Source organism: Bacillus sp. FSL R10-2780 (assembly GCF_038006125.1).
GTDB lineage: Bacteria > Bacillota > Bacilli > Bacillales > Bacillaceae_G > Bacillus_A > Bacillus_A cereus_U.
The window spans coordinates 2,651,628-2,675,078 of record NZ_JBBOUQ010000001.1; the positions used below are offsets into that span (position 1 = coordinate 2,651,628).

Sequence of the window (23,451 nt, forward strand, 5' to 3'; positions counted from 1 at the left end):
AAGTATGAAAAATTTTCAACCTTCCGAAGTAGTAACATCATTGCCGACACAATTTTTCGCTTCACTTGTTGCAAAAGTTAACAAAGTCGTTGCAGCTGGTCACGATGTTATTAATCTAGGTCAAGGTAATCCAGATCAACCAACACCACAGCATATCGTAAAAGCTTTACAAGATGCTGCTGAAAAGGCCATTCATCATAAATATCCGCCATTTCGCGGACATGAAAGCTTAAAAGAAGCCGTGGCAACATTCTATCAACGTGAATATGATGTAGTAGTAAATCCAAAAACTGAAGTTGCTATTTTGTTTGGTGGAAAGGCTGGATTAGTAGAATTACCAATTTGTTTTACAAACCCTGGTGATACCATTCTCGTTCCAGATCCAGGCTATCCAGATTATTTATCCGGAGTTGCTTTAGCAAAAGCGCACTTTGAAACAATGCCGCTTATTGCAGAAAATAATTTTTTACCAGATTATACAAAAATTGATGACTCTGTTACGGAGCAAGCAAAGTTAATGTTTTTAAACTATCCTAATAATCCTACCGGTGCTACTGCATCAAAAGAATTCTTTGATGAAACCATTCATTTTGCTAGTAAACATAATATATTAGTTGTTCATGATTTTGCTTACGGTGCTATCGGCTTTGATGGCCAAAAGCCTGTTAGTTTCTTGCAAGCAGACGGCGCCAAAGATACAGGAATTGAAATTTACACTTTATCAAAAACTTTCAATATGGCTGGCTGGCGTATTGCTTTTGCAGTGGGGAATGAAAGTGTTATCGAAACAATTAACCTATTGCAAGATCATATGTATGTTAGTATTTTTGGTGCAGTTCAAGATGCTGCCCGCGAAGCACTATTAGGCTCGCAGTCTTGTGTGGTAGAACTTGTTAATAGTTATGAATCTCGGAGAAACGCTCTTATTTCAGCTTGTCACTCAATTGGTTGGAATGTAGATATTCCAACAGGATCATTCTTTGCATGGCTTCCTGTACCAGAAGGATATACATCTGAGCAATTTTCTGATATTTTGCTAGAAAAAGCACACGTTGCAGTTGCTCCTGGTGTTGGATTTGGTGAGCACGGCGAAGGGTATGTCCGTGTTGGTCTCTTGCATACAGAAGATAGATTACGAGAAGCTATTAATCGAATTGATAAATTAAATTTTTTCAAAAAGTAATTGACAACATGAAAAATATCTGACAAAATTCAGTTATCTTAAAAATTTAAACATTTCTAAATACTTCTTATCAAGAGCAGGTGGAGGGACGAGCCCGACGAAACCCGGCAACCGATCTACAATTGTAGACACGGTGCTAATTCTCGCAGCGTTACGCTGACAGATAAGGAGCTGGTTGTAAAAAAACCTCTCCTTAGCTGAGAGGTTTTTTTATTTAACTAGGAGGTTTTAACAATGAGCGGAATTATAGCGACATATTTAATCCACGATGATTCTCACAACTTAGAAAAGAAAGCGGAACAAATTGCAATTGGTTTAACAATTGGCTCTTGGACTCATTTGCCACACTTATTACAAGAACAATTAAAACAACATAAAGGCAATGTCATTCATATTGAAGCGTTAGACGAACAAGAACATATTAACTCTTACCTTGGCAAAAAAGTATCACGTGGACTCATTAAAATTCATTATCCATCGCTGAACTTTAGCCCCGACTTACCAGCCATTTTGACAACAACATTTGGAAAACTTTCGTTAGATGGAGAAATTAAACTAATTGATTTAACATTCTCAGACGAATTAAAGAAACATTTTCCTGGACCAAAATTTGGAATCGAAGGCATTCGAAACCTGTTACAAGTTCAAGATCGCCCTCTTCTAATGAGTATTTTCAAAGGGATGATAGGACGGAATATTGGATATTTAAAAACTCAACTACGCGATCAGGCAATTGGAGGCGTAGATATTGTAAAAGATGATGAAATTTTATTCGAAAACTCATTAACACCACTTACAAAAAGAATTGAATCTGGGAAAGAAGTTTTACAATCTGTATACGAAACTTACGGACATAAAACTTTATACGCAGTAAATTTAACAGGGCGAACTTATGATTTAAAAGAGAACGCGAAACGTGCGGTGGTAGCTGGAGCAGACATTCTTTTATTTAATGTATTTTCTTATGGATTAGATGTACTGCAATCACTTGTAGAAGACGATGAAATTCCAATTCCTATTATGGCACACCCTGCTGTAAGTGGCGCATATTCGTCATCGAAACTATACGGGTTCTCTTCTCCATTACTACTTGGAAAATTACTACGTTACGCTGGTGCTGATTTCTCTTTATTCCCATCACCATACGGCAACGTTGCATTAGAAAAAGAGGAAGCTCTTCTCATTACAGAAGCATTAACTGAGGAAGACCACTATTTCAAGAAAAGTTTTTCTGTTCCATCTGCTGGAATTCATCCTGGTTTCGTTCCCTTTATTCTACGAGATTTTGGTAAGGATGTTGTTATTAATGCCGGCGGCGGGATTCATGGGCATCCAAATGGAGCTCAAGGTGGTGGCAAAGCTTTCCGTGCTGCAATTGAAGCTACTTTACAAGGTAAACCACTCCATGAAGTGGATGAAATAAATTTGCATAGCGCACTACAAATATGGGGAAATCCTTCTCATGAGGTGAAATTATGAGTATTCAAGTATTTTGTGATTTCGATGGTACGATTACAAATAACGATAATATCATGTCCATTATGGAAAAATTCGCACCACCAGAAGCAGAGGAAATAAAGCAAAAAATTTTATCGCAAGAACTTTCTATTCAAGAAGGTGTTTCTCAATTATTTCGATTAATACCTATTAATCTACACGATGATATTATTCAGTTTTTACAAGAAACTGCTGAAATCCGTACAGGTTTTCATGAATTCATACAATTTATTAATGAAAATAATATTTCCTTTTACGTTATATCAGGTGGAATGGATTTCTTCGTCTATCCACTCTTACAAGAAATAATCCCTAAAGAACAAATTTATTGTAATGCAACTGACTTTTCAGGAGAATTTGTTGAAGTTAAATGGCCGCACCCTTGTGACGAGCAATGTCAGCATAGTTGTGGTCTCTGTAAATCATCATTAATTCGGAAACTAAGCTCTAAAGATGATTTTCATATTGTAATAGGAGATTCCATTACTGATTTACAAGCAGCAAAACAAGCAGATAAAGTATTCGCCCGTGACTTCCTTATTACAAAATGTGAAGAAAATCATATTGCTTATACATCCTTTAACACATTTCACGATATTCAAGTCGAATTACAACATTTGTTGGAGGTGAAATCATGAAACAACTTTTTCGTCAATGGTATGACTTAAGTGAAATAAAAAAAGAATTAACCACTCGGAATTGGTTTCCAGCAACAAGTGGAAATATTTCTATAAAAGTCAGTCATGATCCCCTTACTTTTCTTATTACAGCAAGTGGCAAAGATAAAACAAAAACCACTCCAGATGATTTTCTATTAGTAAATCATCAAGGAGTTCCCGTTTTAGAAACTGAGTTACGCCCTTCAGCAGAAACAATATTGCATACACATATTTATAACAGTACGAATGCTGGGTGCGTACTTCATGTTCATACAACTGATAATAATGTCATCACAAATTTGTATAGCGATAAAGTCACCCTTCAAAATCAAGAGATTATTAAAGCTCTTGATATTTGGGAAGAAGGTGCAACGATTAACATTCCTATTATCGAAAATGATGCTCATATCCCAACGCTTGGAGAGAAATTTCGAAAGCATATACAAGGAGATTCAGGAGCAGTATTAATTCGAAACCATGGCATTACCGTATGGGGCCGTGATAGCTTTGATGCAAAAAAAAGATTAGAAGCTTATGAGTTTTTATTCCAATTTCATATAAAATTATTATCAATTCAAGGAGGCGTTTCTAATGGCGCAAATTCGTATTCATGAGGAAAATACTCGTATTGAAAATGAAGTAGAAGTATCAAACTTTCTACAAGGAGAAGATGTTTTATATGAGAAATGGAATATTTCTAAACTCCCTACTCATTTAAAAGAAAATTACTCCTTAACAGATGAAAACAAAGCTGAAATATTAACGGTGTTTTCCAAAGAAATTGCTGATGTTTCAGAGCGTAGAGGTTATAAAGCATATGATGTGATTTCACTTTCAAATAGCACACCTAGCCTTGACGAGTTATTAATTAATTTCCAAAAAGAACACCATCATACTGATGATGAAGTTCGCTTTATTGTCAGCGGTCATGGCATCTTCGCTATTGAAGGAAAAGATGGTCGATTCTTTGACGTTGAACTTGAGCCTGGTGATCTTATATCTGTACCTGAAAATGCAAGACACTATTTTACCTTACAAGATGATCGCCAAGTTGTAGCTATTCGTATTTTTGTTACAACAGAAGGTTGGGTTCCAATTTATTAAGGTAGCTAGTTGAATAAAAGGTTGGAACCCCTTTTCCAACCTTTTATTCACTCTACATATATACATCCTCCTATGGAACAGGCTTATTTCATAACATTGAAGTAAGCCTGATTTTTTATTTACTAAAATGATTTGTCCCTTTCGTTTGTTTAAATCAAATATCTCGAATCATAATTCCACTTTATCAAGTACATTTCGGAATACTTTTTGAACATTTATTGAACTTTTTTTGAATTTTTTCTGAAAATTCTGTTTTACGTATGATATACTACAACTAATAAGAAGGAAAAGAATATTGCAAACAGAGGGGGATAATCATGAGTTTACTTATCGCACTTATACTAGGAGTTATATGCGGAGCTATTCCTGTCATTTTAGGAGCTATTATGGAAGAATTAGAAGTTGGTGTTTTAGGTTTTGCTGCATCGTGTGTAAGCGCTTTATTTTTTGGTTTATATGGTGCTATTCCTGTTTCTATTCTGTGCGCATTTTATATACTACGCCATGCTCGCGCGAAACAGTTGGGGCCTAATCACATTGCACAAGTTATTCCATTCCCAATTGAAAGATGCCGTCGCGCTTCCAGCCTATAAATTATCCAACTTAAATATTATGCCTGCCTAAATAAATAAAAAGTCCTCAAATGAGGACTTTTTATTTATTTTCTTCTAGAAATTGAAACAATTCTTGCAAATGAAGTGCATCTTCGCTATAGCTAACGGATACATGACATGTCCCTTCAATCTCAGCATGCATATAAAGGGCAATTCCATCCCGATCATATTTCAATGCCAAATAAAACTCCATTTCCTCTAACATCTTTTTCGAAGTTCGGATAACATAATGCCCTTTCTCATCTCTTCCATATTCAAAATCTGGTTCAAAATCGTATTTTTGTTTAAAAGCTTCTTTTTGCTTATCATTAATCTGTACACAAGTTGCTCGTTGCACAGCATCAATCATTTCGTCAAACTTTTGGAGATCCATTTCATTTACCCCCTTATATACTTTTTGTATAATACTTGTGTTCCACTATTCTCTTTTCCATCTGCGATTAGCTCTTCATACAATTCCTTCGCTAGGGTTAGACCCGGTACTGGTAATTGTAATTTTTCAGCTTCATCTAAAGCAATCTTCATATCTTTCATAAAATGCTTCACATAAAAGCCAGGTTCAAAATCTCCTTTTAACATTCGAGGAGCTAAATTACTTAATGACCAGCTACCTGCTGCTCCTGTCGAAATACTCTCTAATACTTTATCTGCATTAAGTCCAGCCTTTTTCGCATACGCTACCGCTTCACATACTCCTATCATGTTAGAAGCAATTGCAATTTGATTGCACATTTTTGTATGTTGCCCACTCCCAGCAGGGCCTTGCAACTGAATATTTGTTCCTAGTTTTTCAAATAGAGGTAAGCAAATATCATATATTCTGTTCTCTCCACCGACCATAATTGCTAGTCTAGCTTCTTTAGCTCCAACATCCCCTCCAGATACTGGTGCATCTAATGTATATATATTCTTGCTTTTCGCAACTTCATTAATACGTTTTGCCAATGTTGGTGTCGATGTTGTAAAGTCAATTGCTATCGTACCTTCATTTGCATGTTCTAAAATTCCATCTATCCCAAAGTACACTTCTTCTACATCATGAGGATAACCAACCATCGTCATAACAACATCAATTTGCTTTACTAACGCTTTCGGTGTATCACACCAAGTCGCACCCTCTTGCACTAAAGAATCCGCTTTTTCCTTCGTTCTATTATATACATATACTTTATAACCACTTTGCATTAAATGGTTAACCATACTTTTTCCCATCACACCAATACCAATAAAACCTATTGATAAATTTTTATTTTCCATCTTCTCATCCCCTTTGTTCTAATAAATCATTTACCATCTTCCGAAATTCCTTATTAAAATCATCATCCAAACCATTCTTCACATTTGAAAATAAAATAACAAACGTTCCTTTTTCTTTATTGAAATTATTAAACGTATTCCAACCAGATAGTACACCATGGTTATGGAAAAAATCAGGATATATGTAAAAGCTAAATGCATATTTTCTTTCTTGTGAAGGTGTAAACATCGCTTGTATACTTTGTTCAGAAAGAAGCTTGCCATTTATAATCGCTTCATCTAATTTCTTCATATCTCCTACTGTCGTATACATCTCACCAGAGCCATATAACCAGTCCATCCCTAATTTTTGCGCTGGTACAAGTTCTTGATCTTTCTTCACATAACCCTTCGTGAAGTTTTTATCTCCAGGCACCATATTTCCCATACCTGATTCATGCATCTCTGCCTTTGTAAATATATTTTCTTTTATATAATCTCCTAAAGGCTTTTTCGTTATATTTTCTATAATATAAGCGAGCACCATATAATTATAATCCGTATACTTCCAACCTGTTCCTGGTGGAAAATCTAACTTTTGACTTCCAATCCAATTTATTAAATTTATACGTGAAGCTACATTAACCTTTCCTTTCCCATTTTCCGGTAAACCAGATGTATGCGTTAATAAGTGATATAACGTGATGTTTTTATCTGCTGGAAATGAAGGAATGTATTTATTTACATTATCTTGGATATTTAACTTCCCTTGTTCTTGTAACTGTAGAATGGATGTAGCAACAACTGTTTTCGTAATAGAACCGATACGATATTTTGTTTGAGGTGTATTTTCTATTTTATTTTGAACATCAGCATATCCATATCCTTTATTCAATATAACATGCTCTTTATCTGTCACCAAAACTGTCCCATTAAATTGCTTTCCTACTAAATACTGATCTAACTTTTGAGATATACTAGCATAATCAATTTTTTGTACTTCTTCTATATTATCTTGTACCTCTGACTCAATAGCAGGCGTTACCTTTGTTGTTAATACTGCTTGTTCCTTTGGATCTGGACTATAGAGAAAATAGTATACTCCGCCGCAAACTACAGCAGACAGTGAAACCATAGCCATTATTTTTTTTATCATATTGTTCCTCCGTCGTTACTTCATTTAAAATGGTCCCCCATATTCTATTATCAGGTAATAAAAAAAAATCGCAACAATTTGTTGCGAAAAATCACATTTTTTCTTTCCTATATATACATACTTGATTTTTCCCATTTTTTTTTGCTTCATATAATGCAATATCCGCTCTTTGCATTAATTCTTCTTTAGTAATCCCATTCTCATGTAACGCAACTCCAAAACTCGCTGTTAACTTTGAAATTCCAGAGAATTGCTTTGTTTCAATAAAAAATCGTAATGACTCCGCAACTTGAAACGCTTCTTTTTCTACCGTATTTGTCACTAATATTATAAATTCCTCTCCTCCCCACCTTGCAAATATATGTTGATTTTCAACTTTAGATTTCATAAGATCTGCAAGCTGTACTAATGCTAAATCGCCAAAATCATGACCATATGTGTCATTTACTGATTTAAAATTATCTATATCAAACAAAATAAGTGCTATTTTTTCATCGTTACGTATTACATTCTCCCACTCTTTCTCCAATATTTGTTGGAATTTCAAACGATTATATATTTCTGTCAATGAATCTATCATTGCAAGTCTTTCTTGCTCTTGATAGATTTCATCTAATTCTGTAATCTCTGTGCATTTTACTATAAATCGCGATAAGTCTTCTGGTAATGGTATCGCACGTAATAGAAAAGTCAATGCTTCTCCTTCATGATTGTACATTTTAATTCTTCTTCCATTTGATAAAGTATCATCCAACCATGTTATATCGTGAGTCGTCGAATAATATCCGTTCTCTCTAATAAGATGTTCTGCAAACACTAAATGTTGTTCGCGATACGTAAATAAATTATCATATCCGAAGAATTGTAAAAAATTCGTATTACAATCAACAATCTCATCATCTTCTACTACAAATAATAAATCATTTTGAAAATCAAACATCGTTTGAAGCAATTCTTGTTGTAAACCTACTTGCCGCACTAAAGAAAGTTGATATAAACTCTTATTCACTTCCTCTAGTACCACTTGTGGGGTTACTGGTGCTATAACAATATTACGTATTCCTAACATTAGTAAATCTGCAAACTCATTGTTTATCTGTTGATCCCAAATGATAATGAATGTACTCCGTGAATCATATATATTCTTTATATATTTTATTTGATCAACATCTGTTACATACATAATTACAATATGCGGTCTAGTTCTATGAAACAATATTTCTCCTTCTTCAAAACTATTTGCTATAAACATACACTTTGGATGGACATTTTCTATCGTTTGTTGATGTGTACATCCATCTTCTATATAAAGGACATTCAACTGAAGATCTTGTAATACATTTTGGAAAACAGTATTCTCTAATAAAAAATGTAGTATGTTCATCACTAGTCTTCACTCACTTCATATATCTTGTTTTACTGAATTCCTCACAATCATTTTATAAAAGATTGTTCTCAAAAAAATTCGATTAGTGAGGGATACATATTAACAAGCTAATTGAGAATGTTATCTTCGCCTTTTTACTCAATAAATTCCTTTTTTAGTGTATGATTGTAGGAATTGTATCGTTTGTATGAATGCCCTCCTTAGCACTTAAAACTTGACAATTAAAATAAAGTTATTATATTCTTAAATTCAATAACTTACAAAATGTAAGTAGAATATATTACATGTATTTTAAATTAAGCTGCTATGTAATTTGGAGGATATATAATGACAAACAGTGACTTTTTTAACGTTTTATATGAACGCACATCTACACGTGCATTCAACCCCGAAAAAGAAATTTCATCTACAGAATTACACGAAATTTTAAAAGCAGCTGCTCAAGCACCTTCTGCTTGGAACCTGCAACACTGGAAATTCCTTGTTTTCCAAGGCGAAGATGTACAAAAACGATTACATCCAATTGCTTATAACCAACAACAAATTCTCGATGCTTCTGCCGTAGTCGCTATTTTAGGTGATTTAGAAGCATATAAAAATGTTGAACCTGTTTACGGTCCAATTGTAGAACAAGGATTTATGAAAGAAGAAGCTAAAGAACGCTTAGCTAAAAACATTGAATCTGCATATACTCGTGAGCAATACCCACGAGATGCTGCCTTTTCAAATGCTGCTTTAGCAGCAATGCAACTTATGCTTGCTGCTAAAGCAACTGGTTGGGATACTTGCGCAATTGGTGGTTTCAACCCACAAGCACTAATGGAAGAATTTAATGTTTCATCGCGTTACGTACCAATTATGCTTATTACAATTGGTGAATCAACTTTAAAAGGTCACCCTGCACCACGCATGAGCGTAGAACAAGTAAGTGAATGGGCGAAATAATAAAAACGAAGGTAATTTCATTACCTTCGTTTTTTTATATTCTGTCACACATCCGTAATATTACAATGTATTATTCGACATCTATACATAGAGAAATCGTAATTTTCATGCTATCCCCATAAACAAATATGGCGTTTTGTGTCGAAATTTGTTAAAGTATCGAAATATAACCGTGTATTTTTGTTACAATTGTGATACAATGATAACAAATAGATAACAAGAGAGGGATTTTCATTGAGTTCATACGGAAGCTTTATCGCACTTTTAAGTTACATAGTAACTGTACTGCTGCTATATTTTATTGGCGATGCTGCAAACATATCAGTGTTACAATTCCCTAAAGAAGAAGCGTTACAATTAGAAGCAGAAAAACATACTGCACGATCCATTGCACCACTACTCTTAGCTCTTCCTGTATATATCATCGTTTTATATAAAAGCAAAAAAGTGTAAAGGCTACCTATTTCATTCATTTCGGTGGTCTTTACATTTTTTTGTGATATTTCCCCTATTTTAAACATCATTCCATACTAAACACCCATCTAGTCATTTAAAATGAGAAAATCCCCTAGAAAAATTTCCATTATCTGTCCAGTCACCGACTGCCAAACTTACATAGATTATAAGTGTGAAGGGGGTGATGAGGATTATGTTTGGATCATTTGGATGCTGTGATAACTTTAGAGAATGTCATCATCATGAAAGAGAGCGCAACCACAACCATCGTGAGAAAGAGAAAGAAGAAATTAGACCACAACGACATGCTGTATGTAACGTGCTTGCACATCTTTCTATAGGAACTGAGGTTTCGCTTCTTAAACTAAAAGGAAATGCAACATTCCGCAATTTAGTTTTTGAGGGGTTCTGTAACGGTGTTGCTCTATTCTCTCAATTAAGAAAAGATGACGACAAAGACAACAACAAAGATGATAAGAATGGAAACAATCGTAATGACGATAGATTTGAAGGGATTTTACGTGTTTGCCCAGAGGATGTTATCGCAATTGCTCTTTAAGATAAGTTTAATCAATAAAATCACCTAAGGTATATGTAGCAAAAAAACCTGAGACCGATTTCAAATCGACTCAGGTTTTTTTATACTTATATGCTTTTAACTAATTCAACAACTTCTTCAGCAGTTGACATCATTAATGCCTTTTCTGCTAAAGTTTCCATTTCTGCTTTTGACAACTTGCTTAGTTGTGTTCTTGCAGGAAGAATAGATGTTGCACTCATACTGAACTCATCTAAACCTAAGCCTAATAATAATGGGATAGCAAGTGAATCTCCCGCCATCTCACCACACATACCAGCCCATTTGCCCTCTTTATGAGCAGCATCGATAACCATTTTTACAAGACGTAAAATAGATGGATTATATGGTTGGTATAAGTAAGCTACTTGTTCGTTCATACGATCTGCAGCCATTGTGTATTGGATTAAGTCATTTGTTCCGATAGAGAAGAAATCAACTTCTTTTGCGAACTGATCTGCTAATACTGCTGAAGCTGGAATTTCAACCATCATACCAACTTCAATAGAATCAGAAATAGTTGTACCCGCTTGAACAAGTCTTTCTTTCTCTTCTAATAAGATTGCTTTCGCTTGACGGAACTCATCAAGAGTTGCAATCATTGGGAACATAATTTTTAAGTTACCGTATACGCTAGCACGAAGTAATGCACGAAGTTGTGTACGGAACACATCTTGCTCATCAAGACATAAGCGAATTGCACGGTATCCTAAGAATGGGTTCATTTCTTTTGGTAAATGTAAGTATGGAAGCTCTTTATCTCCACCGATGTCAAGTGTACGAACAACGACTGGTTGATCTTCTTTTACACCTTCAAGAACTGCTTTATACGCTTCGAACTGCTCTTCTTCTGTTGGAAGATTGTCACGGCCCATGTATAAGAATTCTGTACGGTATAAACCAACACCTTCTCCGCCATTATCGATAATACCTTGTACATCATTTGGTGTTCCGATATTAGCAACAAGCTCAACGTGATGTCCATCACTTGTTACAGTTGCTTGGTCTTTTAATTTTGCCCATACAGCTTTTTGCTCTTCAAATTTCGCTTTCTTTTCTTCAAAAGAACGAAGAGTTTCTTCAGATGGGTTTACAATTACTTCTCCATCTAAACCGTCAATGATTACGATATCGCCGTTTTGGATTTTCTCCATAACAACTTTCGTACCAACAACAGCTGGAATTTCCATAGAACGAGCCATAATTGCAGAGTGAGATGTACGTCCACCGATATCAGTTGTGAAACCTTTTGCATACTCACGGTTTAACTGAGCTGTATCAGATGGTGTTAAATCTTCAGCAATGATGATTACTTCTTCAGAAATTGTACCAGGATTTGAGAAGTTAATTCCTAGTAAATGTGCAAGAACACGTTTTGTTACGTCGCGAATATCCGCAGCACGTTCTTTCATGTATTCGTTATCCATGTTTTCAAACATAGAAATAAACATTGATGCAACTTCATCCATTGCAAATTCAGCATTTACTTTTTCGCCATTTACTTTATCTTTTACTGGATTTACTAATTCTGGATCATTTAATACTAATAAATGCGCTTCAAAGATAGCAGCTTTATCAGCACCTAGCTCAGCAAAAGCATGGTCCTTAATAGCTTCTAGTTCAGATTTTGCTTTCTCAAGCGCAGCGTCTAAGCGTGCAATTTCAGCAGCTTCGTCTGTAATTGATTTCTTTTCAATGTTAAATTCAGGATTCTCAAGTCTGAAAGCCTTTGCAATAGCAATCCCACTTGATGCAGCGATCCCTTGGATATTAAGAGTCATTATTCTCCTAATCCTTCGTTTTTCATAGTTTCTTCGATAGCTGCTAGTGCTTGAGCTGCATCATCACCATTTGCAGTGACCTTAATTTCCGCGCCTTGTTGAATTCCTAAAGACATAACACCCATGATTGATTTTAAGTTAACGTTTTTTCCGTTATACTCTAAGTTAATGTCAGAACCAAATTTGCTTGCAGTGTTTACAAGTAGAGTTGCTGGACGAGCATGAATTCCTGAGTCGCTAGTTACTTTAAAGATTTTTTCCATGATAATTTATCTCCTTTAAATACAGTATTTTTTTAGTTGTATAGACGTGAGTACTACATCATCTATTGTATATAATAGGCGATGTTCGGTCAACCACATCGCCTATTATAATTATAAACATTTTGCGTCAAATTCCTACTGAATGTCAATAATAGCGTTTTCGCCCTTCTTAACATTTCCATCTTTTTTCAATTCGACTTGTTGCCCTTGTTGTAAATTCGTAAAGACGATTGGTGTAATAATAGATGGTGCATTTTCTTTTACAAATGCAAGATCTACTTTTAATAATGGTTGTCCTTGCTTCACTTTATCACCTTGTGCTACAAGCGCTTCAAAGCCTTCACCATTTAATTTTACAGTATCAATACCGAAGTGGATTAAAATTTCTTTTCCGCCTTCAGACTGAATACCAATCGCATGTTTTGTAGGGAATACATTTACAATCTCACCATTAACCGGAGAAACTACTGTTCCTTCTGTTGGCTCAATCGCAAATCCATCTCCCATCATTTTTCCTGAGAATACTTGGTCAGGTACTTCTGTAATCGGTAAGATTTTTCCTTCAATTGGTGAAACGATTGTTTCATTTTCATCAACCTGTTGAGGAGCTTCTTCCGCTTTTACAGGCGCTTCTTTTTCAACATGAGGTGTACGACCTGACATAATATCATGAATTTGTGATTTTAATGTGTCAGATTTCGGTCCGAAAATAGCTTGAATGTTATTTCCAACTTCAAGTACACCGGCTGCTCCAAGCTCTTTTAAGCGGTCTTTATTTACATTTTTTTGTTCGTTAACTTGAACGCGTAAACGAGTAATACAAGCATCTAACGAAGCAATGTTTTCTTTACCACCAAGTGCTACTAATACTTCACGTGGAAGTTCTCCTGCTTCTGTTTTCCCTGCACCTTCATTAGCATTCGCTACTTCACGACCAGGTGTTTTTAAGTTCCATTTACGGATTGCGAAACGGAATCCGAAGTAGTAAATAACTGCTAGTACAAGACCAACAATAATTACCCACCACCATGCCGTACGACCTGGTAGTACACCGAATAATATGAAGTCAATTAAACCACCAGAGAATGTCATACCAATTTTAACACCTAAAATTTGCATTGTCATAAATGATAGACCAGCGAATACTGCATGAATTCCGAATAATACTGGTGCTACGAATAAGAATGAAAATTCAAGCGGTTCTGTAATACCTGTTAAGAAAGATGTTAATGCAGCAGATCCTAAAATACCAGCTGCTAATTTTTTATTTTCTGGACGTGCTTCATGGTACATTGCTAAAGCTGCTGCTGGAAGACCGAACATCATGAACGGATACTTACCAGTTGTAAATGTACCAGCTGTTAATTCTACGCCGTCTTTTAACTGTGCCATAAAGATTTTTTGGTCACCACGGATTAATTCGCCAGCTGCATTTGTATACTGACCGAATTCGAACCAGAACGGTGAATAGAAAATATGATGTAATCCAAATGGAATTAATGAACGTTCGATTAAACCGAATATAAATGCTGCTATCGTTCTATTTGCATCAATCATTTGATGTGAGAACGTATTTAAGCCACCCTGAATGTATGGCCAAATGAAGCACATGATAATACCTACTACTAAAGAGAATGTTGCAGTTGCAATCGGTACGAAACGCTTACCTGCAAAGAAACCTAAGTATGATGGTAATTCAATGTTGAAGTATTTATTATAACAATATGCCGCTACTATCCCGACGATAATACCACCAAACACTCCTGTTTGCAGCGTTGGAATTCCTAATACGTTTGCATATGCTGGATCTGAAAATCCAATTTTCACTGGATCTGTTCCAGTGCTTGTTACTTTCACTAGTTTATCTACTTCTAAGAACACACTCATCGTTTTGTTCATAATTAGGTAGCCGACGAACGCTGCTAAACCAGCTACTCCGTCTCCACCAGCTAAACCGATTGCTACCCCAACTGCGAATAATAGTGCAAGGTTAGCGAAAATAATATCACCAGATTGTTCCATAATTTTTGCAACCATTACGAACCAATCTGCTTTTAAAGCAGGAATAACATTTGTTAGTTGTGGATTTTGAAATGCATTACCAAATCCAAGTAAAATACCTGCTGCCGGTAAAATCGCTACTGGAAGCATAAGCGCTTTTCCGACTTTTTGAAGAACACCAAAGATCTTCTTAAACATGGAAACCCTTCCTCTCTTATCTATATTGATACTTTTCGACAAACGCCAAAAAGGCATGAGGAAAAAAAAGATAGAACGATAGCTATACAAAGGGTAGTATGTCCCTTTCTTTAGCTTACATTCCCAGCTTTTCTCCACTCATGCCTGATCGAATCAGTAACACGTGTCAAAAATAGGATTACGTATAAGTTCACTATAATTAAAGCAAACGTTTTCGTTATTTACCTTAATTTGTTTGTCGAATTTTGTATAACTTTGCAATAGTTATTATACATAACTATTGTAAGCGATTCAATCATTTTTTTTAACGTTTTCATTTTAGACAAAAATATATGTCTTTTTACACATGTTCTGCTTTCACTAATCGTTGTAAATGCATCGTTAAATAAATACTCTCTGCTTCATAAACAGGAAGTTGTAATTCTTTTTGCATTACCTTAACTAGCTTCCAAGCTAAGTTATAACAGACTGGATATTCTGCCTTTAATAAATCAGCAAAACTTTGTGCTTCTTCTACTTTTTCTCCTTTTTTCACCCGTTCAATAGCATATTGCAAATGACGAATAAGGCGTAAATAATGAATGCTTTCTTGGTCTAATGTAATTTGTAGGCTTATCTCAATTAAAGAAACAAGTTGTGCAATAAGACGGGAATTTTGATTAACAGAAGATAAATCAGAGTTTGTAAGCGAGCTGTAAATATGGAGTGCGATAAAGCCAACTTCTCCTTCTGGCAATGTAATTTGCAAACGAGAATTTAAAAGTTGCACAACTCCTTCAGCAATTTCATATTCCTCTGGATATAGCATTTTCGTTTCAACTAAAAAAGGATTATCTATTGTAAGTCCTTGTTTTAGCCTTTTAATTGCAAAAGAAATATGATCTGTTAAAGCGATATGAATATGTTCATTTAATGGAGACTCCGCTTTTTCTTGAATGTATAACATAATATCATTCATCAGTTCAATTAGCTTTTCACTCACATGTGGCACTAAAAGTTTGTATTGTTCTCGATCACGTTCATTTTTTAAAACAAACATTTTCTCAATTTGTTCTTGCTCCAACACATCTTCAGCCTTTTTTCCAAATCCAATTCCTTTACCGATCACTACTACTTCCTCGTGTTCAGGATGGCTAGCAATGATGACATTATTATTTAAAACTTTTTTAATTTCTAGATAATTACTCATATAACACCACCCTCGTACTTAAATAGCCTACTTTTATGTTACAGAATATTCTTCTTTGTCGTCAATGTAAAACATCTACCATTTGATAAAAATTCATTTTTTAGACATGTTTGTATATGATGCGTATAATGTAAGAGCAACTGTACATAGAAAGGAGATAGCAACATGATTAAAATGTTTGTAAGTGATATCGACGGTACAATGATGCAACATGGAGGTCTAATTGATGAACAAGATATTGTAGCACTTCGCAGTCTTGCTGAGCAAAATGTTATTCTTTGTTTCGCTTCCGGGCGACTTGATAATGAAATCGCAGACTTAATGAAGGCTGTAAATACAAATTTCCATCGCATTAGTGTGAACGGTGTTTTCGTATATACACCAGAAAATAAACAACTATTATCTGCAACATTCGATTCCAGTATTCTACCTGATTTGTTATCAATGACAAATCAAGACCCTTATTTCCGTTATGTAAGTGATGAGCATAATTACTATATTGAAGAAAAGACACCTTTTATTCATGAACTCGAAAAACAAATAACAATGACTTCTGTTGAAGAACCAAATTTATTACAGAAAATCGATGATACAATTTTTCCAAATAAAATTTCTATCGGTGGAACAAAGGAAAACTTACAACTCCTTCAAAAAAAGATTGATGAAAAATTCCATGGAAAAGTTAGTACTTTCATTTCAGCTGAACAATGTTTAGATGTAATGCCACCAAATATTAGTAAAGGTTCTGCTATTTCTGTTTTATTACAAGAGTTTCAAATACAACCAGAGGAGGTTGCGTGCATAGGGGATTCTTACAATGATATTCCAATGTTTTCTTTAACTCCTCATAGTTTTGCTATGTCTCAAGCTGATGACGCGGTAAAAGAGCACGCTCACTATGTAGTAGATGCTGTCAAAGATGCCGTTAACCAAGTACTTGTTTATAATGAAGAAGCAAATAAAAATACGACTCGATCCTTATAAGGATGAGTCGTGTTTTTATTTCTTTACATGTTGAAAACATCAAAGTTCACTGTACTTCACAAACTGAAATATATTACTTGTTACGTGCGATGTTCGTAATAAACTTGTAACGATCCCCACGATAAATACATTTCACATACTCTAACGGTAACTCACCTTCTGAATATGACCATTGACGCATTACAAGTACAGGCGCCTTTTTAGGAATATGCAGATGTTCAGCTTCATTATCCGTTGCAATTGAAGCTTCAATTGATTGAGTAGCGCGAACAAGCTTAAAGCCCAGTTTTTTCTCTAAATGTTCATATAAAGATTGTTGCAATATTTCTTCGTTAATATCTTTCACAAGAGTTGGCGACAAATATGTCGTCTCAAATGCAATCGGTTCGTCATCAGCTAAGCGCGTACGCCTCACTTCATAAACCGATTCTCCCTCTTGTATTCTCAGCCGGTCTGCTATTTTAGCAGTAGCTGGAACTAGGCGGAAACTTAATAACTGGCTGCTCGGTTTCATACCACGAGAAATCATATCTTCTGTGAATCCCGTCATTCCTTGCAACTTTTGCTCCACTTTCGGAAGTTGGACGAACGTTCCAATCCCACGTTTCCGGTATAAATAACCTTGTTCCACTAAGTTATTAATCGCCTGTCTGATTGTCATACGACTCACTTCGAACTTATCACAAAGTTCATTCTCAGATGGAATTTTATCTCCCGGCTTCCATTCGCCTTCCTCAATTAGCTGTTTCACCCACTCTTGAATCTGATAATAGATCGGAAATGGTGAATACTTGTCGATGTTCATCAGCAATCGCCTCACTGCATAAAGATAGAGCTTCTGGATCTGCGATTACGGTTACATTCGGATGACGTTGTAAAACTGTAGCAGGACACGCCTCACTATATTCACCTTGCAATAACTCTTTAATAGCTTCTGCCTTTTTAGATCCCATAGCAACAAGTAGAATTTGTTTCGCTTTCATAATACTTCCAATTCCCATTGTAATCGCATGAGTCGGCACATCTTCTTCATTTTCAAAGAAGCGAAGGTTTGCTTGGCGCGTAGATTCTGTTAATTCTACAATGTTAGTTGGAGAATTAAATGGTGTTCCTGGCTCATTAAATCCGATGTGACCGTTTTCACCGATTCCAAGAATCTGTAAGTCAACTGGGTTAGCTACTAGAATGCCTTCATAACGCTTGCACTCTTCCTCTAAATCACTTGCCATCCCATTCGGTACATAAGTTTGTTTAAATGGAAGATGATCAAACAACTGTTCTTGCATGAAATAGTGATAGCTGTTTTTATCTTCGTGTGGTAAATTTACGTACTCATCTAAGTTTACAGTGGTTGTATGACTTGTATCAAGTTTATTTTTTCGCATTTCTGCATAAATACCTAATGGAGAGCTTCCTGTAGCCATTCCTAAAGTTGGATTTTCTTTTGATTTTACAACCTCTTTAATTAACTTATAACCTGATTCTGCTAATTCTTCTGGAGTTTTTACAACAAGAATATTCATCTAATTACTTCCCTTCCTTCATATGAATTCCTAAACGAACCGTATCATATACATGTAATTCTTCAGTCATAACAACAAAGTCTGCATCTTTCCCTGCCGCTAACGCGCCTTTATTATTTAATCCAAACTCTTCTGCTTGGTTAACTGATGTCATCAACACTGCATCCTCGATTGAACATCCTGTAAATTCAATTACATTTCGGAAAGCTTGATCCATTTTTAAAATACTACCAGCTAACGTTCCATCTTCTAATCGAGCACTGCCATCTTTTACATGTACTGGCTGTCCACCAAGCTCATATAATCCTTCTTCAAGACCTTTTGCACGCATTGCATCTGTAATGACACTTACTTTTTTCGGCCCTTTTAATTTATACGCTAATTTCACCATATCAGGGTGAATGTGAATACCATCTGTAATTACTTCAACCATTACATCTGGATTTAATAACACATGACCAACAACTCCTGGTTCACGATGATGTAATCCACGCATTTGGTTATATAAATGTGTTGCATGTGTAATTTTTCTATTTTTCAGTTGTGCATCAATCGCATCTGTATGCCCCATTGTGCCAACAACACCTGTTTCTGCAAGATACTGTTCAAACTCTAACGCACCTTCTTCTTCCGGTGCATATGTTACTAATTTAATTAGATTACCGCTTGCTTCCTGCCATTGTTTAAATTGCTCGATACTCGCAGGAACAATATGTTCAAGTGGTTGTGCACCCGCACGTTTTTTTGAAACATATGGTCCTTCTAAGTGAATATATTCGAAATGTGCTCCTTTATCTTTCGCTTCCTTCGCAGCAAGTAGCGCCGCTTCAATCGCTTCTGGAGCTTGTGTCATTGTTGTTGGGAAGTAAGTTGTAACTCCTTCTTTTAACATTTCTTTACCAAGAGTTACTAATCCATCGCTATTTGCATCCATCGCATCAATATCGTATCCACCATGAATATGAACATCAATCATACCTGGAATCACAATCTTTCCTGCCGCATCTAACACAGTTTCATTTTCTTGTGATACATATTGAGCCATCAAACCAATTTCTTTAACTGTTTCTGCGTAACGAATAAATCCGTTTTCCACTACTTCTTTACCTGTATAAATTTTGGCATTGATGACAACTTGCGTTTTCATTTTCATCGATCCTTTCCCATGAAATACCTACTTATTATTATTACCTTATTCGCCTAATCCCATCTTAATATACACACAAGTAGTTGTCTATACATTCTAATGAAATTTCCTCTTCGTTCAGCGAAAAAAGGAAATTGATTTCTTTTTCATTATAATATATATTATCCATTTTTTCCAAAATGGATAATAACCTCTTATATAATTAGTTACTTAAGTAATGGCATAAGACCGCTTGCCCCCATAGTAATATGTTCACCATCTGTTTCTATTTCTACAGTTCGCTTGTTTGTTCCGTATATCATTATACCACGCTGTTTTAATCGTCTTACTACACTTTGATGAGGATGCCCATACGGATTTCTACTCCCGTACGAAAGAATAGCGAATTGTGGATCTACTTTTTTTAAGAATGTTTCACTCGTTGAAGTATACGAGCCATGATGCCCAACTTTTAATACATCTGCATGTACATCAAATTGCTTTAATATTTCATTTTCCGTCCGTATATCAGCATCACCCATTAATAAAAAGTCCGCTTTACCATATCGAATCTTTAACACAATTGAGGACTCGTTATTCTCGTCTTTTGATTTACCATTGTTCAATACTTGTATAGAAACATGTGGATCTAGCGGTATGTATTGTCCTTCCTTCACTGAAATGAAAGGAATGCCTCTTTTTTTAATGTTATTCCGATACGTATGATAAGTAAATGAACTATATGTTTTCCCACTATCTAATACGAGTGAAACTGGCATTTGTTCTACAATTGGAATAAGCCCCCCTATATGGTCCATATCAGGATGAGTACTTACAATCACATCTAAATGATTAATTCCTTTTTCAATTAGTTTTTGAATAATAACCTCTCCCGCTTCATAAGGGCCCCCATCTATTAACATCGTTTGACCATTTGGCAATGTAATAAGTGTCGCATCACCTTGTCCAACTTTTAAAAAACTCACTTTCATTTTACCGAAATGTTGCCGCTGCATATGTATAGAAGACGTAGTATGAATAGACATCATATATCTTTTAGCCGATGCGCTGTTTAACGAAAAACATAATAAAACAGAAACCAACAATAGAATACTCCGTACACCCTTCATAGCTCGTCTCCTTTTTTCATTTAGTATGGCACGCTCTGTAATTGATATACAAAAAAAGCTTAGCAAAATGCTAAGCTTTTATTTTGATAATTCCTGTAAAGAGCCAAAGAATAAATCTGCTTCATTCATTTGTTCATTTTCTTCCGAAAGAGGTGGTAAATCATCTAACGTTTTCAATCCAAACGTATCTAAAAACTCTTTCGTCGTTCCGTATAAAATAGGGCGCCCTGGTCCTTCCGCTCTTCCCGTTTCTTTTATAAGTAAGTGTGAAACTAACGTTTGTAATGCCTTGTCTGTTTTCACGCCTCGAATCTCTTCCATTTCTGTCCTTGTAATCGGTTGACGGTACGCAACGATTGCCAACGTTTCAAGAGCTGCTTGAGACAGTGACGCCGTTGTTGGGGTATCTATTAATTTTTGATAGTATGCAGCATGTTCTTTCTTTGTTGCAAAACGATACATTTTTGCATATTGCACAATTTGCAGACCGCGATTCGATCCTTCACCTTCTTTTTGCATTTCCTCTATACTGTTTATTACTTCTTCCACTTTAACTTCCAGAACTTTAGCTATCTGTTCCGGATAAATCCCTTCGTCACCTGCAACAAATAAAATCCCTTCAATAATCGCTTTTTGTTCTTTTCTATCCATTTTACGAACTCCTTCCTCCTATTTCCCATAAAAAATACACATAAAAAAACCGAATCACAGTAAATGCGTTCGGTTCAATATTTCTTCTCTCGTTCCAAACGATACATTAAAACCTAACATAAGATAAAATATTTCTATCCCATCTTCACTTGCTGGCTCTATAAGGATTTATTAGAGCTTGATACGAAAATTTCATCAAAATTATGTTCTTGCTCAATTATGATTTGTTGATTTTTCATTAGCTCAAGAACCGCTAAAAATGTTACAACCATTATTTCACGTTCTTCATCAGCAAACAAATCATAAAAACTTTGACGACCGCCTCTTACTTCTAACTGTTGTAGAATATCAGTCATTCGCTGTGCAATTGGTATTTCTTGGCGAGTAATTCGCGTTGTTACGGGGGTCTTTGCTTTTTTACGACGCATTAGCTTTTGAAATGCCGCTAACATATCATATAACGTAACATCAAGAGGTAAGCTTGTCTCCTCTTCTTGTTGAAATGATGTAAAATCAATTGGCGGACGTGTATATAGCTGTGCTCTTTCTTGTTCTCTTTCTTTTAACTCAGTAGCAACTTGCTTATATTTCTTATATTCAATTAACCTCTCCATCAATTCTTGACGAGGGTCATCTATAAAGTCTTCACCGTTATCAGGTACATCTTCTTCTTGTTTCGGTAACAACATTTTACTTTTAATTTGTAATAACGTTGCAGCCATTACTAAATACTCACTGGCAACATCTAATTGTAATTCTTTCATCGTATGGACATAAGATAGATATTGCTCTGTAATTTCCGCTACAGGAATATTATATATATCGATTTCGTAACGATGTATTAAGTGTAACAATAGATCTAAAGGCCCTTCAAAAGCCTCTACTTTAAAATTATACTGCACAAAGCATCCCACCACATTTTTTCTATAACACCATAAGTATAGAGCATACTCATGTTCTATCCAACCTTTTTAAGAAATTTAATTAAAAATAGACCTATGCCCATGTCATAATGCCCACCGCTTCATATGATAACAATGTAGTAAGAACAATGTAGGAGGTCAAAAAACTATGGGTCACGTTGATTGTGGTTTTAGCGGTGGGTTCGCATTACTTGTTGTACTGTTCATTTTACTAATTATTGTAGGAGCAGCTTGCTTCTGCTAATAGGACGCAATAAAGCGACTAGGGATACTTCCCTAGTCGCTTATTGTTAATATTTCTATGATAAACTGTACATATAACCGTTAGACAGGAGCGAAAAAAATGTATCCTACCGAGTACATACAATTTTTAATTCATTTTCACGGAGACTGTGATTATTTTGAATGTCATGAAATATTAGAAGAGTATTGGAAATTAAAACCTAGAGGAGAACGCGACACTTACTTAGTCGGTCTCATTCAAATTGCTGTTTCCTTATACCATCACAGACGATCCAACTGGAATGGTGCAGAGAAGATGATAAAAAGCGCAATAGCACTTTTAGAAAAGAACAGTACATCTTTACATCAATTAGGAATAGATCATAAACAACTTATATTCTTATTAAATGAAAGGTTACAATCTATCCACAAAAAGGAATTTTTCGCGCCGTTATTTTTACCATTATTAGACGCATCGTTAGAAAAACAATGCATACAGTTATGTAAGAAACAAAACCTCTCTTGGAAAGATGTGAATTTCATTCCTGGTGAATACATCATAAATAAGCACACATTGCGCGATCGAACAGAAGTCATTTCTGAACGACACGAACAACTACAAAAAAGAAAGCAGAGATAATAAACT

26 protein-coding genes and 1 riboswitch are annotated in these 23,451 nt (G+C 35.3%); of the genes, 12 read left to right on the top strand and 14 right to left on the bottom strand.

The annotated features are described in order from the left end of the window. Positions 1-4: 4 nt before the first annotated feature. From NSQ47_RS13705 to NSQ47_RS13730, 6 genes are all read left to right on the top strand, one after another. Complete coding sequence (locus tag NSQ47_RS13705) at positions 5-1,183, top strand: pyridoxal phosphate-dependent aminotransferase (protein WP_002160637.1); 1,179 nt, start codon at positions 5-7, stop codon at positions 1,181-1,183. Positions 1,184-1,247: 64 nt separating this feature from the next. Then, positions 1,248-1,353, top strand: a riboswitch (SAM riboswitch). A gap of 64 nt (positions 1,354-1,417) precedes the next feature. Beyond that, positions 1,418-2,662, top strand: a complete 1,245-nt coding sequence (gene mtnW, locus NSQ47_RS13710) for a 2,3-diketo-5-methylthiopentyl-1-phosphate enolase (RefSeq protein ID WP_002111577.1) — start codon at positions 1,418-1,420, stop codon at positions 2,660-2,662. Beyond that, a complete protein-coding gene (locus NSQ47_RS13715; protein ID WP_002111579.1) occupies positions 2,659-3,318 on the top strand; it encodes a 2-hydroxy-3-keto-5-methylthiopentenyl-1-phosphate phosphatase in 660 nt (219 codons plus the stop codon). Before mtnW ends, NSQ47_RS13715 begins: the two co-directional genes overlap by 4 nt. After that, positions 3,315-3,953: a methylthioribulose 1-phosphate dehydratase gene (locus tag NSQ47_RS13720; protein WP_002111581.1), complete on the top strand. Its 639-nt coding sequence runs from the start codon at positions 3,315-3,317 to the stop codon at positions 3,951-3,953. The genes NSQ47_RS13715 and NSQ47_RS13720 overlap by 4 nt, the downstream gene beginning before the upstream one ends. Then, the gene (locus NSQ47_RS13725; protein ID WP_002160634.1) at positions 3,931-4,443 is read left to right on the top strand and encodes a 1,2-dihydroxy-3-keto-5-methylthiopentene dioxygenase; all 513 of its coding nucleotides are present in this window, start codon (positions 3,931-3,933) and stop codon (positions 4,441-4,443) included. Before NSQ47_RS13720 ends, NSQ47_RS13725 begins: the two co-directional genes overlap by 23 nt. A 317-nt stretch (positions 4,444-4,760) precedes the next feature. Beyond that, positions 4,761-5,036, top strand: a complete 276-nt coding sequence (locus NSQ47_RS13730; protein WP_002160633.1) for a hypothetical protein — start codon at positions 4,761-4,763, stop codon at positions 5,034-5,036. A gap of 61 nt (positions 5,037-5,097) precedes the next feature. Here NSQ47_RS13730 and NSQ47_RS13735 read toward each other — a convergent pair whose 3' ends face one another. From NSQ47_RS13735 to NSQ47_RS13750, 4 genes are all read right to left on the bottom strand, one after another. Continuing rightward, entirely contained in the window at positions 5,098-5,430 is a 333-nt protein-coding gene (locus tag NSQ47_RS13735) for a DUF3909 family protein (RefSeq protein WP_215554059.1), read from the bottom strand. Positions 5,431-5,435: 5 nt separating this feature from the next. Beyond that, the gene (locus NSQ47_RS13740; RefSeq protein ID WP_215554060.1) at positions 5,436-6,314 is read right to left on the bottom strand and encodes an NAD(P)-dependent oxidoreductase; all 879 of its coding nucleotides are present in this window, start codon (positions 6,312-6,314) and stop codon (positions 5,436-5,438) included. A 4-nt stretch (positions 6,315-6,318) separates the two neighbouring features. Beyond that, complete coding sequence (locus tag NSQ47_RS13745; RefSeq protein ID WP_002160631.1) at positions 6,319-7,449, bottom strand: serine hydrolase domain-containing protein; 1,131 nt, start codon at positions 7,447-7,449, stop codon at positions 6,319-6,321. A gap of 91 nt (positions 7,450-7,540) precedes the next feature. Then, positions 7,541-8,833 (bottom strand): GGDEF domain-containing protein, encoded by a 1,293-nt coding sequence (locus NSQ47_RS13750; protein WP_341037154.1) that lies wholly within the window; start codon positions 8,831-8,833, stop codon positions 7,541-7,543. A 330-nt stretch (positions 8,834-9,163) separates the two neighbouring features. Between NSQ47_RS13750 and NSQ47_RS13755 the strand changes: the two genes are divergently transcribed. From NSQ47_RS13755 to NSQ47_RS13765, 3 genes are all read left to right on the top strand, one after another. Continuing rightward, on the top strand, positions 9,164-9,781 hold the full coding sequence (locus NSQ47_RS13755) for a nitroreductase family protein (protein WP_002145933.1): 618 nt from the start codon (positions 9,164-9,166) through the stop codon (positions 9,779-9,781). A 234-nt stretch (positions 9,782-10,015) separates the two neighbouring features. Continuing rightward, positions 10,016-10,234: a hypothetical protein gene (locus NSQ47_RS13760; protein ID WP_002088422.1), complete on the top strand. Its 219-nt coding sequence runs from the start codon at positions 10,016-10,018 to the stop codon at positions 10,232-10,234. A 196-nt stretch (positions 10,235-10,430) separates the two neighbouring features. Next, positions 10,431-10,796 carry a DUF3915 family protein gene (locus NSQ47_RS13765; RefSeq protein ID WP_002160627.1) on the top strand — a complete coding sequence of 122 codons (366 nt, stop codon included), beginning with the start codon at positions 10,431-10,433 and terminating at the stop codon, positions 10,794-10,796. 86 nt (positions 10,797-10,882) lie between these two features. On the opposite strand, the gene ptsP is transcribed toward NSQ47_RS13765, so the two are convergent. The 4 genes from ptsP to glcT all read right to left on the bottom strand — a co-directional run bounded on the left by ptsP (position 10,883) and on the right by glcT (position 16,246). Then, positions 10,883-12,595 (bottom strand): phosphoenolpyruvate--protein phosphotransferase, encoded by a 1,713-nt coding sequence (ptsP, locus tag NSQ47_RS13770; protein ID WP_341037157.1) that lies wholly within the window; start codon positions 12,593-12,595, stop codon positions 10,883-10,885. After that, a complete protein-coding gene (gene ptsH / locus NSQ47_RS13775) occupies positions 12,595-12,858 on the bottom strand; it encodes a phosphocarrier protein HPr (protein WP_002033915.1) in 264 nt (87 codons plus the stop codon). Before ptsH ends, ptsP begins: the two co-directional genes overlap by 1 nt. 135 nt (positions 12,859-12,993) lie before the next feature. After that, on the bottom strand, positions 12,994-15,057 hold the full coding sequence (gene ptsG, locus NSQ47_RS13780; protein ID WP_002111599.1) for a PTS glucose transporter subunit IIABC: 2,064 nt from the start codon (positions 15,055-15,057) through the stop codon (positions 12,994-12,996). Between the two features lie 340 nt (positions 15,058-15,397). Then, positions 15,398-16,246: a glucose PTS transporter transcription antiterminator GlcT gene (glcT, locus tag NSQ47_RS13785; RefSeq protein ID WP_002160625.1), complete on the bottom strand. Its 849-nt coding sequence runs from the start codon at positions 16,244-16,246 to the stop codon at positions 15,398-15,400. A 165-nt stretch (positions 16,247-16,411) separates the two neighbouring features. Here glcT and NSQ47_RS13790 point away from each other — a divergent pair, with 165 nt between their 5' ends. Further along, positions 16,412-17,230, top strand: a complete 819-nt coding sequence (locus NSQ47_RS13790; protein WP_341037160.1) for an HAD family hydrolase — start codon at positions 16,412-16,414, stop codon at positions 17,228-17,230. Positions 17,231-17,303: 73 nt separating this feature from the next. Here NSQ47_RS13790 and phnF read toward each other — a convergent pair whose 3' ends face one another. From phnF to NSQ47_RS13820, 6 genes are all read right to left on the bottom strand, one after another. After that, positions 17,304-18,035 (bottom strand): phosphonate metabolism transcriptional regulator PhnF, encoded by a 732-nt coding sequence (gene phnF, locus NSQ47_RS13795; protein ID WP_078172874.1) that lies wholly within the window; start codon positions 18,033-18,035, stop codon positions 17,304-17,306. Further along, on the bottom strand, positions 17,965-18,753 hold the full coding sequence (nagB, locus tag NSQ47_RS13800; RefSeq protein WP_215554067.1) for a glucosamine-6-phosphate deaminase: 789 nt from the start codon (positions 18,751-18,753) through the stop codon (positions 17,965-17,967). Before nagB ends, phnF begins: the two co-directional genes overlap by 71 nt. A 4-nt stretch (positions 18,754-18,757) precedes the next feature. Further along, positions 18,758-19,900, bottom strand: a complete 1,143-nt coding sequence (gene nagA, locus NSQ47_RS13805; protein ID WP_002160622.1) for an N-acetylglucosamine-6-phosphate deacetylase — start codon at positions 19,898-19,900, stop codon at positions 18,758-18,760. 206 nt (positions 19,901-20,106) lie between these two features. After that, the gene (locus NSQ47_RS13810; protein ID WP_002145925.1) at positions 20,107-21,009 is read right to left on the bottom strand and encodes a ComEC/Rec2 family competence protein; all 903 of its coding nucleotides are present in this window, start codon (positions 21,007-21,009) and stop codon (positions 20,107-20,109) included. Positions 21,010-21,087: 78 nt separating this feature from the next. Next, positions 21,088-21,660 (bottom strand): SMC-Scp complex subunit ScpB, encoded by a 573-nt coding sequence (scpB, locus tag NSQ47_RS13815; RefSeq protein WP_078172873.1) that lies wholly within the window; start codon positions 21,658-21,660, stop codon positions 21,088-21,090. Positions 21,661-21,818: 158 nt separating this feature from the next. Then, positions 21,819-22,562 (bottom strand): segregation/condensation protein A, encoded by a 744-nt coding sequence (locus NSQ47_RS13820; RefSeq protein ID WP_002111606.1) that lies wholly within the window; start codon positions 22,560-22,562, stop codon positions 21,819-21,821. Between the two features lie 169 nt (positions 22,563-22,731). Between NSQ47_RS13820 and NSQ47_RS13825 the strand changes: the two genes are divergently transcribed. Together NSQ47_RS13825 and NSQ47_RS13830 are read left to right on the top strand one after the other, a co-directional pair. Continuing rightward, a complete protein-coding gene (locus NSQ47_RS13825) occupies positions 22,732-22,827 on the top strand; it encodes a YjcZ family sporulation protein (protein WP_000510194.1) in 96 nt (31 codons plus the stop codon). Between the two features lie 99 nt (positions 22,828-22,926). Next, a complete protein-coding gene (locus NSQ47_RS13830; protein ID WP_078172872.1) occupies positions 22,927-23,445 on the top strand; it encodes a DUF309 domain-containing protein in 519 nt (172 codons plus the stop codon). Positions 23,446-23,451 lie beyond the last annotated feature (6 nt).